The organism is Micromonospora haikouensis (genome assembly GCF_900091595.1).
Taxonomy (GTDB): Bacteria; Actinomycetota; Actinomycetes; order Mycobacteriales; family Micromonosporaceae; genus Micromonospora; species Micromonospora haikouensis.
The window spans coordinates 181032-195585 of record NZ_FMCW01000009.1 but is presented as its reverse complement, the minus strand read 5'-3'; the positions used below and the strand labels follow the sequence as shown (position 1 = coordinate 195585).

The window sequence follows — 14554 nt, the reverse complement described above, 5'->3', positions numbered from 1 at the left end:
CCGGCGTGACCGAGGCGCCGGTGCGGACGCTGCTGCTCTGGTGCCCCGACTGGCCGGTGCTCGCCGCCGAGCTCGTCGACGGGGTGCCGGCGACCGGGGCGGTGGCCGTGCTGCACGCCAACCGGGTGGTCGCCTGCTCGGAGGCGGCCCGCGCCGAGGGCGTCCGCCGGGGCCTGCGCAAGCGGGAGGCGCAGGGGCGCTGCCCCCGGCTGACCGTCGTCGACCACGACCCGGGGCGGGACGCCCGGGCCTTCGAGCCGGTGGTCGCCGCCGTCGAGGAGTTGGCCGCCGGCGTCGAGGTGGTGCGCCCCGGCGCCTGCGCGCTGGCCGCCCGGGGCCCGGCCCGCTACCTGGGCGGCGAGGAGGCGGCCGCCGAGCGGATCATCGAGCACGTCGCCCAGACCTGTGCGGTGGAGAGCCAGGTGGGCATCGCCGACGGGGTGTTCGCCGCCGGCCTGGCGGCCCGGGACGGGCGGGTGGTGCCCCCCGGCGGCACCCCCGGCTTCCTGGCCGGCCTGCCGGTGGAGGCGCTCGGCCGGCCGGCCCTGGCCGACCTGCTGCGCCGGCTCGGCGTACGCACCCTGGGGGGCTTCGCCGCGCTGCCGGCCGGGGACGTGCTGGCCCGGTTCGGGTTCGACGGCGTGCTGGCCCACCGGCTCGCCGCCGGCCGGGACCACCGGCCGTTGGCCGTCCGTCGGCCCCCGGCGGACCTGGCCGTCACCGCCGACCACGACGAGCCGATCGACCGGGTCGACGCCGCCGCCTTCGCCGCCCGGGCGCTGGCCGAGCGGCTGCACGACCGGCTCGCCGCGCACGGGCTGGCCTGCACCCGGCTGGGCATCGAGGCGGTCACCGCCGACGGCCAGGAGCTGCACCGCGTGTGGCGGCACGACGGGCTGCTCACCGCGGCGGCCGTCGCCGACCGGGTGCGATGGCAGCTCGACGGCTGGCTCACCGGCAGCGCCGGCCGCCCCGGTGCCCGCCCGACCCGTCCGACGGCCGGGATCATCCGGCTGCGCCTGGTGCCCGACGGGGTGCTCGCCCGGGCCGACCTGCAACCCGGGCTGTGGGGGGAGACGGGCGAGGAACGCGAGCGGGCGCACCGGGCGCTGAGCCGGGTGCAGGGCCTCCTCGGCCCCGAGGCGGTGGTCACCGCGGTGCTCGGCGGCGGCCGGTCACCGGACGACCAGGTGCGGCTGGTGCCGTGGGGCGACGAACGGCTGCCCGCCCGCCCCGGCGAGCAGACCGGCCCCGCCCGGGGCCGGTCGGCCTCGTCGGGGCGGGGCACGTCGCCGCCGTGGCCGGGTCGGCTGTCGCCGCCCTCGCCGGCCGTGGTGCTGCCCGCCCCGCTCGCCGCGACCGTCCACGACGCGGCCGGCGAGCCGGTCGGGGTCAGCGCGCGGCTCCAGCTCACCGCCACCCCGGCGCGGCTGGCCGTCGGCGCGGCCCGCCCGGTGGAGATCGTCGGCTGGGCCGGCCCGTGGCCGGTGGACGAGCGCTGGTGGTCCCCGGCGGAGGCCCGCCGCCGGGCCCGGTTCCAGATGTGCCTGGCCGACGGGGCGGCCCTCCTGCTGGCGGTCGAGTCCGGCCAGTGGCTGGTGGAGGCGATCTATGACTGACCGCCCGGACCTTCCCGCCGCAGATCTTGGTACGTTTCGGCCCCTCCAGGGGCCGAAACGTACCAAGATCTCCGTGCCACGGGGTGCGCGGTGAGCTTTCACAATCCCGGGATGGGCTGGGGGGAGCTGGAGCGGGTGCTCTCCGGGCGGGGCGGCGAGCCGGGTCGGAGCAGAGAGCAGGGCGGCGCGGGCGGGCGACATCTGTGGGCCGTGGACCCGCCCGTGGTGGATCCCCTCGCCGTCGACGCCGACGGGGGCGACGGCCCCGCCTGGAGCCGCCGCCGGGGCCGGTACACCCCGCCGGAGCCACCCCACACCGGCGGCGGGCCGGGCAGTGGCGGGCCGGGCAGCGGTGCCGTGCCGTACGCCGAGCTGCACGCGCACAGCAACTTCAGCTTCCTCGACGGGGCCAGCCACCCCGAGGAGCTGGCCGAGGAGGCGGCCCGGCTCGGGCTCACCGCGCTCGCCGTCACCGACCACGACGGCTTCTACGGCGTGGTGCGCTTCGCCGAGGCGGCCCGCGCGCTGCACCTGCCGACGGTCTTCGGCGCGGAGTTGTCCCTCGGGCTGCCCGGCCCGCAGAACGGCGAGCCCGATCCGCTCGGTGCGCACCTGTTGGTGCTCGCCCACGGCCACGAGGGATACGCGCGGCTCGCCACCACCATCTCCCGGGCCCAGCTGCGCGGCGGCCAGAAGGGCCGCCCCGACTACGGGGAGCTGGAGGAGGTCGCCGCCGAGCTGCGCGACCACGTGCTGGTGCTCACCGGCTGCCGCAAGGGGCACGTGCCGGGCGCGCTGCTCACCGCGGGCGTCGACGCGGCGGCCCGGGAGCTGGACCGGCTCACCGCGCTGTTCGGCGCGGAGACGGTGGCGGTGGAGCTGACCGACCACGGGCACCCGGTCGACGGCGACCGCAACGACGCGCTCGCCGAGCTGGCCCGCGCCGCCGGGCTGCCCACGGTGGCCACGAACAACGTGCACTACGCCACCCCGGGCCGCCGCCGGCTGGCCACCACCCTGGCCGCCGTGCGGGCCCGGCGCAGCCTCGACGAGATCGACGGCTGGCTGCCCGCCGCCGGCACCGCCCACCTGCGCGACGGTGCGGAGATGGCGGCGCGGTTCACCGCTTACCCGGGTGCGGTGGCGCGGGCCGCCGAGTTCGGCACGGAGCTGGCGTTCGACCTGCAACTGGTCGCGCCGAAGCTGCCGGCGTACCCGGTGCCGCCGGGGCACACCGAGATGAGCTGGCTGCGCGAGCTGACCATGGCCGGGGCCCACGAACGGTACGGGCCGCCCGCGGCCCATCCGGAGGCGTACGCGCAGCTCGACCACGAGCTGCGGATGATCGACGAGCTGGGCTTCCCCGGCTACTTCCTGGTGGTCTACGACATCGTCGCGTTCTGCCGCGAGCAGGACATCTACTGCCAGGGCCGGGGGTCGGCGGCCAACTCGGCGGTCTGCTACGCGCTGCGGATCACCAACGTGGACGCGGTGCGGCACCGGCTGCTGTTCGAGCGGTTCCTCGCCCCGGAGCGCGACGGGCCGCCCGACATCGACGTGGACATCGAGTCCGACCGCCGGGAGGAGGTGATCCAGCACGTCTACGCCCGGTACGGCCGGGAGCACGCCGCCCAGGTCGCCAACGTCATCTCCTACCGGCCGCGCTCGGCGGTGCGGGACGTGGCGAAGGCGTTCGGCTTCTCGCCCGGCCAGCAGGACGCCTGGAGCAAGCAGATCGACCGCTGGGGCTCGGTCGCCGCGGTCGACGCCGAGGACGTCCCCGAGCAGGTCGTGGCGTACGCGAACGAGCTGCAGACCTTTCCGAGGCACCTGGGCATCCACTCCGGCGGGATGGTGATCTGCGACCGGCCGGTGATCGAGGTCTGCCCGGTGGAGTGGGGGCGGATGCCCGGCCGCAGCGTGCTGCAGTGGGACAAGGACGACTGCGCCGCCGTCGGGCTGGTCAAGTTCGACCTGCTCGGCCTCGGCATGCTCTCCGCCCTGCACTACGGCTACGACATGATCGGCGAGACCCTCGACCTGGGCGACATGACGCTGGACGACCCCGAGGTCTACGACATGCTCTGCCGGGCCGACTCGGTGGGGGTGTTCCAGGTGGAGAGCCGCGCCCAGATGGCCACCCTGCCCCGGCTCAAGCCCCGCGAGTTCTACGACCTGGTGGTGGAGGTGGCGCTGATCCGGCCCGGCCCGATCCAGGGCGGCTCGGTGCACCCGTACATCCGGCGGCGCAACGGCCAGGAGCCGGTGGCGTACCCGCACCCGCTGATGCGCAACGCGCTGGAGAAGACCCTCGGCGTGCCGCTGTTCCAGGAGCAGCTCATGCAGCTCGCCATCGACCTGGCCGGCTTCGACGCGGCGGAGGCCGACCAGCTGCGCCGGGCGATGGGGGCGAAGCGGTCGGTGCAGCGGATGGCGCGGGTCGCCGACCGGCTCTACGCGGGGATGGCCGAGCGGGGCATCGCCGGGGAGTTGGCCGACGACGTCTACCGCAAGCTCACCGCGTTCGCCAGCTACGGCTTCCCGGAGAGCCACGCGATGAGCTTCGCCTACCTGGTGTACGCCAGCTCCTGGCTGAAGCGCTACCACCCGGGCCCGTTCCTGGCCGCGCTGCTCAACGCCCAGCCGATGGGCTTCTACTCGCCGCAGACCCTGGTCGACGACGCGCGGCGGCACGGCGTGCAGGTGCGCCGGCCGGACGTCAACGCCAGCGGCGCGAAGGCGGTGCTGGAATCCACCCCGGAGACCCGGTGGGGGAGCCAGCCGGGCGAGCCGCCGCACGCGTGGGGGCTGGGCGGTCCGGCGGTGCGGCTCGGGCTGGGCGGCGTGCGTACCCTCGGCGATCCGGTTGCCGAGCGGATCGAGGCGGAGCGGGCGGCGCACGGGCCGTACCGCGACATGCCGGACCTGGCCCGGCGCGTGGGCCTGTCGGCCGCGCAGCTGGAGGCGCTGGCCACCGCCGACGCCTTCGCCTGCTTCGGGCTGACCCGGCGGCAGGCGCTCTGGGCCGCCGGGGCGGCCGCCCAGGACCGGCCGGGCCGGCTGCCGGGCACGGTGACCGGCGCGACCGCGCCGACGCTGCCCGGCATGGACGCGGTGGACCGCCTCGTCGCCGACGTCTGGGCGACGGGCCTGTCGCCGGAGAGCCACCCGGCCCGGTTCCTGCGCGACCGGCTCGACGCCCTCGGCGCGGTGCCGATCGCCCGGCTGAGGCGGGTGGAGCCGGGCCGGCGGATCCGCGTCGGCGGGATCGTCACCCACCGGCAGCGGCCGGCGACCGCCGGCGGGGTCACCTTCCTCAACCTGGAGGACGAGACCGGCATGCTCAACGTCACCTGCTCGCCGGGGCTGTGGCAGCGCTACCGGAAGGTGGCGCGCACCAGCGCCGCGCTGGTGGTGCGCGGCCGGTTGCAGCGGCACGAGGGGGTGACCAACCTGACCGCCGACCGGCTCGACCCGATCGAGCCGCCGGTCGCCCCGGCCTCCCGCGACTTCCGCTGAGGTGTAAGGAGGGGCACCTTGTTAACGCTTTCTGCATAGCAGGGGCCCCCTGTTAACACCGCCGGGGCTGACTAGGCTCGACCGTGTGGAGCAGACCAGTGCCCGGTTCACCGGCCCGCCGTTGACCCCCCGTACCGCCGTCATCTGGTCGGTGCTCCGGGCCGAGCTGGAACGCCGCGCCGGCGACCGGCTCACCGTCCTCGACGTGGGCGGCGGCACCGGCGGCTTCGCCGTGCCGCTCGCGCAGGCCGGGCACCGGGTCACCGTGGTCGACGCCAGCCCCGACGCGCTCGCCGCGCTCACCCGCCGGGCCGCCGAGTCCGGCGTCGCCGACCGGGTGCGCGCCGTGCAGGGCGACGGCGACGCCCTCGCCGGGCTGGTCGAGCCGGCCAGCGTCGACCTGGTGCTCTGCCATTCCGTACTGGAGGTCGTCGACGACCCCGCGTCCGTGGTGGCCGCGCTGGTCACCGCGCTGCGCCCGGGCGGCGCGGCGAGCGTGCTGGTGGCCGGGCAGGCCGCCGCGGTGCTCGGCCGGGCGATGAACGGCCACCTCGACGTGGCCGCCGCCCTGGCCGCCGACCCGGCCGGCACCGCCGGCCCCCGAGACACCCTGCGCCGCCGCTACGACGCCGACCGCGCCGCCGCGCTGCTGGCCGCCGCCGGTCTCACGGTCGAGGAGATCCACGGGGTACGCGTCCTGGCCGACCTCCTCCCCGCCGCCGTCGCGGACGGCCAGCAGGCCGCCGTGGTCGAGCTGGAGCGGGCCCTGGCCGCCCGGCCGCCGTACCGGGACCTCGCGGCCCAGCTGCACCTCTTCGCCCGCCGTCCGGCATGACCGCCGCCGTCCCGCCCCCGCCCGGGGAGCCCGCGCGCAGGGCCGTCGTCCCGCCCCCGCGCCCGCCCGCCGATCCGCTGGCCCCGGTGCCGCCCCGCTACGGCGGGGCGAGCCTCGCCGACGTGCTGCCCAGCGCCCTGGCGGTGCTCGGCGTGCCCGGGGCCGTCGACCTGCTCGGCCTGACGCCGGCACTCGCCGGGGTGCGGCGGGTCGCGGTGCTGCTGGTCGACGGGCTCGGCTGGTACCAGATCCCCACCGCCGCCCCGCACGCGCCGACCCTCGCCGGGCTGGCCGCGACCGTCGGCCGCCCGCTCACCTGCGGCTTCCCGTCGACCACCCCGACCAGCCTGGTGACGCTGGGCACCGGGGCCGCGCCCGGCGCGCACGGGGTGCTCGGGTTCCGGGTGCGGGTGCCCGACACCGACCGGGTGCTCAGCCACATCGAGTGGACCGGCGACCCGGAGCCGCTGCGCTGGCAGCCCGTCGCCACCCAGCTCGAACGCGCCCGCGCCGCCGGGGTCGCGGTGACCGTGGTGAGCCGCCCCGAGTACGCCGGCAGCGGGCTCACCCTCGCCGCCAACCGGGGCGGCGACTACCGGGGCGCCGCCGACGCCGCCGCGCTGGCCACCGCGATGCTGACCGCGCTGCACGCCGGGGCCGGGCCGACCCTGGTCTCCGGCTACCACCCCGACCTGGACCGGCACGGCCACCTCTCCGGCGTCGACTCGGCGCCGTGGCGGGCCGCCGCGACCGGGGTGGACGCGCTGCTCGCCCGGCTGGTCGACGGACTGCCGCCGGACGCCGCGCTGCTGGTCACCGCCGACCACGGCCAGCTCGACGTGCCGCCGGCCGACCGGATCGACTTCGACGCCGACGACCGGCTGCGGGCCGGGGTGCGGGTGCTCGCCGGGGAGCCCCGGGTCCGCTACCTGCACGTCGCGCCGGGGGCGGCCGACGACGTGGTGGCCGCCTGGTCGGCCGTGCTCGGCGACGCGGCCCGGGTGCTGCGCCGCGAGGAGGCGGTGGCGACCGGCTGGTTCGGGCCGGTGCCCGAGGCGCACCTGGGCCGCATCGGCGACGTGGTGGTGGTCTGCCGGGGCACGTCCGCCGTGGTCGCCACCCGCTCGGAGCACCCCATGGACTCCCGACTGGTGGCCTACCACGGGTCGGACACGGCCGCCGAGATGACGATCCCGCTGCTGGTGGTGCGCGGCTGAGCGGGGCGGCGCGGCCCCGGGGGCCGCGGCGTGTCGTACCCGGGGGCTAGCCTGCGGGGATGGGTCGCAGTCAGTCGTTGCCGCGCGGCGGCGACCCGCGCTTCGGGCCCGACGGCGACGACTCCGGCAGCCCGATCCTGCACGTCGACATGGACGCCTTCTACGCCTCGGTCGAGGTGCGCCGCCGCCCTGAGCTGCGGGGCCGGCCCGTCGTGGTCGGCGGGGTCGGCCCGCGCGGCGTGGTCAGCGCCGCCAGCTACGAGGCCCGCCGGTACGGCGTCCGCAGCGCCATGCCGATCATGCGGGCCCGGGCGCTGTGCCCGCACGCGGTCTACCTGCCGCCCGACTTCGCGCAGTACACGGCGGCCTCCCGGGCGGTGATGCAGATCCTGCGGGACGTCACGCCGCTGGTCGAGCCGCTCTCGCTCGACGAGGCGTTCCTCGACGTGGCCGGGGCCCGCCGGTTGTTCGGGCCGCCCGCCGAGATCGCCCGCGGCATCCGCGCCCGGGTCGCCGAGGAGCAGGGGCTGACCTGCTCGGTGGGGGTCGCGCCGAGCAAGTTCGTGGCCAAGCTCGGCTCCACCCGGGCCAAGCCCGACGGGCTGCTCGTGGTGCCGGCCGACCGGGTGCTCGACTTTCTGCGCCCCCTGCCGGTCGACGCGCTGTGGGGCGTGGGGGAGCGCTCCGCCGAGACGCTGCGCCGGCTCGGGCTGGCCACCATCGGCGACCTGGCCGAGGCGCCGCGCGGCATGCTCCGCAAGGCGCTCGGCGAGGCCGCCGCGGCCCACCTGCACGAGCTGGCCTGGGGGCGGGACCCGCGCCGGGTCAGCCCCGAGCAGGTGGAGAAGTCGATCGGCGCGGAGGTGACGTTCGACGCGGACGTGGCCGACCCGCTGGAGATCCGGCGGGCCCTGCTCGCCCTCGCCGAGAAGGTCGGCGCCCGGCTGCGCCGGGCCGGGCAGGTCGGCGGCACGGTGTCGATCAAGGTGCGCATGGCCGACTTCCGCACGGTCAGCCGGTCCCGCACCCTCGACGTGGCGACCGACACGGCGCGCGAGATGTTCGACACGGCGTGGGCCCTCTACACCGTCCTCGACCCTGGTGAGCGGATCCGCCTCGTCGGGGTGCGGATGGAGGGTCTCGCCCCGGCGGGCGAGACGCCGCAGCAGCTGACGCTGGGCGCTCCCGAGCGCGGCTGGCGGGAGGCGGAGGCCGTGGCGGACGCCGCCGCCGCCCGATTCGGGCGTTCCGTCATAGGCCCGGCGAGCCTGCTCGGCCGGCGCGATCCCGGGCGAAACGAAAATCCGCCCCGCCCATAGGTCGTCCCGCTTTCCGACGCGCGACCCCCCTCGTAGACTTGTCGTTAAGCAGCCGGTTGGCTGCCACGGTCTGTCGGTCCGACCGGGCCGACCAGCGTGACCGGGGAGGAGTGCCGTGCCGCTCTCGGAGCACGAGCAGCGGCTGTTCGAGCAGATCGAGCGGTCGCTTGCCGAGGACCCAAAATTCGCCTCGGCCGTGCGTGCCAGCGATCCGCGCTTCCACGCGCGGCGTCGTCTGCTCGTCGCTGCCGGCGCGATCATCGTTGGCCTGGCTCTACTGGTCTACGGTGCGGTGATCAAGACCCCGCCGCTCGCGGTGGTGGGTTTCGTCATCATGCTGGGTTCGGCGGCGTACGCGGTGCAGTCGCACCGCAAGGCGCAGTCCCCCGACCTGCACGTGGTCGGGGGGACGACCACCAGCCGACGCCGCCCGCGCGGGCGGTCCGGCCGGCGGTCGTCGTTCGTGGATCGGATGGAGGACCGGTGGCGGCAGCGCCCGGAGGGGCACCGCTGACCCGGTTCCACCGCTGATCCTCGGTCCCGCCGGCCTGGCGGGACCACGCTGATCCGGCCCGCCGACGGCGGGCCGCTGCTTCCTGCCTGCACCCGGAGCCACGGGCGCTGCTTCCGCATGCGGAGCGCGCGTTCGGTGGCCGGTTGCGGTGGCATCACGTCGGCGTGTCGTGTACTGGAAGCAGCCAACGTTCTCGGCTGCCGCCCGACCAGCCCGCCGTCCGCCAGCCCGCTCGCCAGGGCCAGTCCCCGACGACGGGAACGGCGTTCGCCGGACGGGGGTCAGCGGCCGGTGCGGGTGGCCAGCAGGCGGCGCGGGCTCCAGCGCAGCAGCCGGTAGCGGGCGTCGCCCGTCCTGGCCACCAGCCGGGAGGACGTGTTGCCCAGCGCGGTGCGCCAGCGCAGCAGCACCGACGGCGGCAGCACCGCCGCCAGCAGCCGCGTCCGCCGGTCGGTCCGGGTGGCGAGCGCACCCCGGACGGCGCGCAGCGCCGGGTGCAGCTCCCCGCCCGCGAGCGGGGCGCGGGCGTACCGGGCCAACTCCTCGGCGCGGCCCAGCAGCCGTACCGCCGTGGCGGCGGAGGCGTCCTCGCCGACGGCCTCGGTGACCAGGCGCTCGGCGGTCGCCCTCGGCGTCTCCGTCCGGTCCACCCGGACCCGGTAGTCGACCAGGGTGTCGAGCAGCTCGTCCCAGGCGGCGTGCGCGTCCGCCCGCGCCCGGTCGGGGTCCAGCACCACCGTGACCGGTCGCCCCGCCTCGCCGGCCGGGCCCACGCCGGCGTCCACCGTGGCCGGTGCGAGCGCCACCGTCGGCCGGGCGACCCGCCGGCGGCGCAGCGCCATCCGCCGCAGCGCCGGCACGGCGAGCAGGGCCAGCAGCGCCAGCGCGCCGGCCGCCCACCACGGCCACACCGGGGCCTGCCGGGTCGGATCGTTCGCCCCGACCGCCAGGCCGGCGTCGGTGTCCTGGTCGGCGGCGTCCGGGTCGGTGGCTTCCGGCGCCGCCTCCGAGTCGTCGGGGGCGGCCGGGGCACCCGGCTCGGTGGCCGCCGGCTCCGGCGCGTCGGTGTCCGGGGCCCACGCCGAGCGGGTCGAGCCCTGCACCCCGTACGCCGGGGTGGCGTCGAACGGCACCCAGCCCATCCCGTCGAAGTAGACCTCCGTCCAGGCGTGCAGGTTGCGGTTGGTCAGCACGTACCCGTCGTCGGTGCGGCCGGTGCCGTTGGTGAAGCCGAACGCCACCCGGGCCGGGATGCCGGCCGACCGGACCAGCCACGCCATCGCCGCCGCGTACTGCTGACAGAAGCCGGCCTTGTTGTTGAGGAAGTCGACGATGTCCTGACCGCTGGTGCCGCCCTTCGTGGTCAGGCTGTAGGTGAAGCCGTTGTCCGCCGAGAAGTGGTCGTAGATCGCCCGGACCTTGTCGTAGTCGGTGCTGCGGCCCCGCACGAGGTCGGCGACCAGGGTGTCGACCTGCTCCACCGGCGGGGTGGCGGTCTGCTGGAGCCGGATCGGGTGGTCCGACGGCAGCGACGGGGCCCGCCGCAGCGCCGTCGGGGTGTACGTCGACCGGACGTAGTCGAACGAGTAGCGCTTGCCGCGGGAGTTCTCCCGGTTGGAGAAGAGCACCTGCTGGTTCGGGTCGTAGAGCCAGTTGCCGCTGAGCTCCTCGGTGCGCACCGGCTCGGCGTAGGCCGGCAGCAGCGGCATGTTGAGGTTCTTCGAGACCTCCACGGTGGCCCGGTATTGTGCCCGCTCGACGCCGTTGCCGGTGCCCGAGCGCTGGGTCGGGTCGGGCAGGTCCCGGGTGACGGGCCGCCCGGTCGGGTTGCGCACCCGGAAGCCGTCGGGCCGCAGCTCGTCGGCGACGCCGTAGCGCAGGTAGAACGGGTTCGGCTCGGTGGTGGTCACCGTGACCATCTCGTAGACCTCGGACTGGTTGAGCTGCCCGCTCAGCGAGGCGAAGAGGTCGATGCGGCCCGGGTTGCCGCCCTGGCCGTTGCCCGACCCGGTGCCGGTGCCGGCGCCCACGGCGTTGAGCAGGCCCCCGGTCATCCCCGGCACCGCCAGCGGCAGCGCCACCGCCAGCACCACCCCGACCACGGCGAGCCGCCGCCCGGCGGCGGCCAACGGCGAGGACTCCCACACGTCCACGTCGCGGCCGTCGCCGGTGAACCGGCGGCCGAACCGGCGCACCCGGTCGACGTTGTCGGTGACCAGCAGCCACAGGTAGCCGGCCGCGCCGACCACGAACGGCACGGCGGGGACGCTGTCGACGTAGACGGCGACGGGCACCGAGTAGATGGCCAGCATCGGCAGCCCGGCCAGCGCCGGGCGGCGCAGGCCGACGGCGAGCACGTCCACCACCACGGCCACCCCGCCGATGCCGAGCACGCTGACGAACAGCAGCGGGTCGGTGTCGGGCACCTTCACCCCGTACGAGCGCATGTCCACCACGGACGCGCTCAGCAGCTCGCCGAAGTGGGCGAACGTGCCCGGCGTCGGCAGGAACGCCACCAGCTCGGTGCCGGCGGGGAAGAGCCAGGCCAGCGCGAGCGTCAACCCGCCGAGCATGCCCAGCACCTGCCCCCACAGCGGGGCCCGGACCAGCCGGGTCAGCGCGGCCACCCCGGCGACCACGGTGACCGCGATGGCCGCCTGGATGAGCCAGGTCCAGCGCTCGAAGATGGCCGACAGCGGGGCGGCCGCCAGCAGGGTCGCGGCGGCGGCCACGAAGCCGAGGTTGCGGGTCGCGGTCACGGGGGAGCCTTTCGGGGTCATCTTCCCGCCGGGGCGGGCCGGCAGGTGCGCCCGACCCGGCGGATCGTCACTTGACGCCGCCGGCCACGGTCTCGGCCAGCGCGGCCCGCAGGGCGAACCCCTGCGAGCCCCGGCCGGCCTGCGGCCACAGCGCGGGCAGCCGCGCGCCGTGGTCGACCCCGACGACCCGCCACCCGCTCTGCAGCAGGGCGAGCGCGGCGGCGCCGTGCGCGTGGTCGGCCTCGGCCCGCGCCCGGGGCGCGAGGTGGAGCCAGGTGGAGCTGTCCAGCAGGAAGCCGACGCAGGTCGCGCCGTTGCCGCGCAGGCCGGCGAGCAGCTCCGCCTCGGCGGGGCTCACCGCGCCGAACAGGCCGATGATCAGGCCGCCGTCGCCGCGCTGGCGGACCTGCCGCACCAGCGTGGTGATGTCGCCGCGCGGGTCGAGGCGGACCTCGGCGAGCTGGTCGAGCAGCAGCCCGTCGCCGGCGGCCTCGGTGGCGTCGACGTCCGCGCCGTCGCCGGTGACCAGACGCAGCTTGTAGCCGGCCTGGCGCAGGTGCACGGCGATGCTGGCCGCCGCGGAGACCGCCCACTCGAAGCTCGCCGTGGGGCCGTCGCCCCGGTGGCCGTAGCCCCGGGTGTCCAGCACCACCGTCGCCCGGCTCTCCCAGGGCTGCTCCTCGCGGCGGACCATCAGCTCACCGGTGCGGGCCGTCGACTTCCAGTGCACCCGGCGCAGGTCGTCGCCCATCCGGTACTCCCGGGTCGCCGCGTCGTCCTCGCCGTGCACCGCCACCGACCGGGCGCGGCTGGAGCCGCTGCCCGCGTACTCGCCGGGGAGCCGGACCGAGGGCAGCGGGGTGACCTGCGGGATCACCGTGAGCTGGTCGACGCTGGGGAACGACCGGGTCAGCTCGCACAGCCCGAACGGGTCGGTGAGCCGGACCACCAGCGGGCCCACCTCGTACCGGCCGCGCACGTCCGCGCGGACCGTGTACGCCACGGAGCTGGCCTGGTGCGCGCCGAGCCGCTCCAGCACCACGCGGGGCCGGCTGCCCAGGGCGTACGGCAGCCGGTCCTCCAGCAGCAGCGTGCCGGTGGGCAGGCGGGACATGTTCTGCAACCGCAGCACCACCCGGGAGCTGGCCCCGACCGGCACCCGGTGCGGGTCCAGCGACCGGTTGCAGGCCAGCTTGTAGCGGCTGCGCCCCACGTACGCGGCGGCGAGCAGCGGCAGGACGGCGAGCAGCACGGCCACCCGGAGCAGGTCCTTCTCGCCGAGGATGACGGCGGAGACCGCCGCGGCGAGCGCGGCGGCCAGGAACGAGCGGCCACGGGTGGTCAGGCCCCGGAGCCCGTCGCGCACGCTCACCGCCTCCGCGGCTCGTACGGGGCGCGGCCGTTGCCGTCGGCGGCGGGCCGGTTGTCGTACGGGGACCGCTGGCGGTCGTGCGGCAGCGGCAGCCGGTGCACCAGCTCGGCGACGATCGCGTCGGTGGTGCGCCGGGCGAGCTGCGCGTCGGCGGTCGGGATGATCCGGTGGGCGAGCACCGGCACCGCGAGCGCCTGCAGGTCGTCGGGGAGGACGTAGTCGCGCCCCTCCAGGGCGGCGACGGCGCGGGCGGTGCGCAGCAGCTGGAGGGTGGCCCGGGGCGACGCGCCCAGTCGCAGGTCGGGGGCCTCGCGGGTGGCGGTGACCAGGTCCACCGCGTACTGCTTCACGGCGTCGGCGACGTGCACCTCGCGGACGGTGGCGATGAGCCGGCGCACGGTGTCGGCGTCGGAGACCGCCCGCAGCTCCTGCAACGGGTCGGCCGCGCCGTGCCCGTCCAACATGGCCAGCTCGGCCTCCGGCCCCGGGTAGCCCATCGCGATGCGGGCGGTGAACCGGTCGCGCTGCGCCTCGGGCAGCGGGTAGGTCCCCTCCATCTCGATCGGGTTCTGCGTCGCGATCACCATGAACGGGGTCTGCAGCTGGTAGGTGACCCCGTCGACGGTGACCTGCCGCTCCTCCATGCACTCCAGCAGGGCGGACTGGGTCTTCGGCGAGGCCCGGTTGATCTCGTCGCCGACGACGAGGTTGGCGAAGACCGCGCCGGGGCGGAACTCGAAGTCGTGCGTCTCCTGGTTGTAGACGCTGACGCCGGTGACGTCGCTGGGCAGCAGGTCGGGGGTGAACTGGATGCGCCGTACCGAACAGTCGATCGACCGGGCGAGGGCCTTCGCCAGCTTGGTCTTGCCGACGCCCGGGACGTCCTCGATGAGGAGGTGGCCCTCGGCGAGCAGGACGGCCAGGGCGAGGCGGACGGTCGCCGTCTTGCCCTCGATGACCTGCTCGATGTTGGCCACGATGGCCTCGCTGGCGGCGCGGAACTCGTCGTGCGGCAGCAGACCGCCCACCTCGTCCCAGGTCTGTTGTGTCACGGGCCTCCTCCTCGTCGCCACGACGGCAGCTCTGTTAAGAGCACCTGGACCCGCCGTTGGGTTCGCGACGGGAGAGCCTCGTCTGCCGCAGAAATCTCACTGGCCTCTCAGGCTAACCATGTTTGTCGTGAACGCCGAACCCCGCAGCAAGTCGGTCGGTTACGCCCGGAATATTCGCCCGACGGGGGAAACGCATCGTCACCCAGCGTGAGGGGGGTGTCCCGCGTCCCACCTCGCGGCGGCGGGCCGCGTGCCCGGCGGGCCGGCGGGGTACACTGCCCGACATGGCCGGAGTCTTCCTGCTTCTTACCGGGCCGTGCTGATGCGCTGACGCGCGACAGCACGGCG

9 protein-coding genes are annotated in these 14554 nt (G+C 76.2%); 6 read left to right on the top strand and 3 right to left on the bottom strand.

Features of this window, described 5'->3' with window-relative positions:
- Window positions 1–5 precede the first annotated feature (5 nt).
- The 6 genes from GA0070558_RS11560 (at window position 6) to GA0070558_RS11535 (ending at window position 9023) form a co-directional block, all read left to right on the top strand.
- Window positions 6–1619, top strand: coding sequence for a DNA polymerase Y family protein (locus GA0070558_RS11560; RefSeq protein WP_091278362.1), 1614 nt, complete (start codon window positions 6–8; stop codon window positions 1617–1619).
- 90 nt (window positions 1620–1709) lie between these two features.
- The gene (locus GA0070558_RS11555; RefSeq protein ID WP_091278361.1) at window positions 1710–5138 is read left to right on the top strand and encodes an error-prone DNA polymerase; all 3429 of its coding nucleotides are present in this window, start codon (window positions 1710–1712) and stop codon (window positions 5136–5138) included.
- Between the two features lie 67 nt (window positions 5139–5205).
- A complete protein-coding gene (locus GA0070558_RS11550; protein ID WP_091278360.1) occupies window positions 5206–5973 on the top strand; it encodes a methyltransferase domain-containing protein in 768 nt (255 codons plus the stop codon).
- On the top strand, window positions 5970–7190 hold the full coding sequence (locus GA0070558_RS11545; RefSeq protein ID WP_091278358.1) for an alkaline phosphatase family protein: 1221 nt from the start codon (window positions 5970–5972) through the stop codon (window positions 7188–7190). Before GA0070558_RS11550 ends, GA0070558_RS11545 begins: the two co-directional genes overlap by 4 nt.
- Before the next feature lie 59 nt (window positions 7191–7249).
- Window positions 7250–8509: a DNA polymerase IV gene (locus GA0070558_RS11540; RefSeq protein ID WP_091278356.1), complete on the top strand. Its 1260-nt coding sequence runs from the start codon at window positions 7250–7252 to the stop codon at window positions 8507–8509.
- Window positions 8510–8624: 115 nt separating this feature from the next.
- The gene (locus GA0070558_RS11535; protein WP_043967266.1) at window positions 8625–9023 is read left to right on the top strand and encodes an SCO2097 family morphological protein; all 399 of its coding nucleotides are present in this window, start codon (window positions 8625–8627) and stop codon (window positions 9021–9023) included.
- A gap of 281 nt (window positions 9024–9304) precedes the next feature.
- On the opposite strand, the gene GA0070558_RS11530 is transcribed toward GA0070558_RS11535, so the two are convergent.
- From GA0070558_RS11530 to GA0070558_RS11520, 3 genes are all read right to left on the bottom strand, one after another.
- Window positions 9305–11782 (bottom strand): transglutaminaseTgpA domain-containing protein, encoded by a 2478-nt coding sequence (locus GA0070558_RS11530; RefSeq protein WP_091278354.1) that lies wholly within the window; start codon window positions 11780–11782, stop codon window positions 9305–9307.
- 67 nt (window positions 11783–11849) lie between these two features.
- Window positions 11850–13148 (bottom strand): DUF58 domain-containing protein, encoded by a 1299-nt coding sequence (locus tag GA0070558_RS11525; RefSeq protein WP_091278352.1) that lies wholly within the window; start codon window positions 13146–13148, stop codon window positions 11850–11852.
- A gap of 2 nt (window positions 13149–13150) precedes the next feature.
- Complete coding sequence (locus tag GA0070558_RS11520; RefSeq protein WP_077939049.1) at window positions 13151–14206, bottom strand: AAA family ATPase; 1056 nt, start codon at window positions 14204–14206, stop codon at window positions 13151–13153.
- Between the last annotated feature and the right edge of the window lie 348 nt (window positions 14207–14554).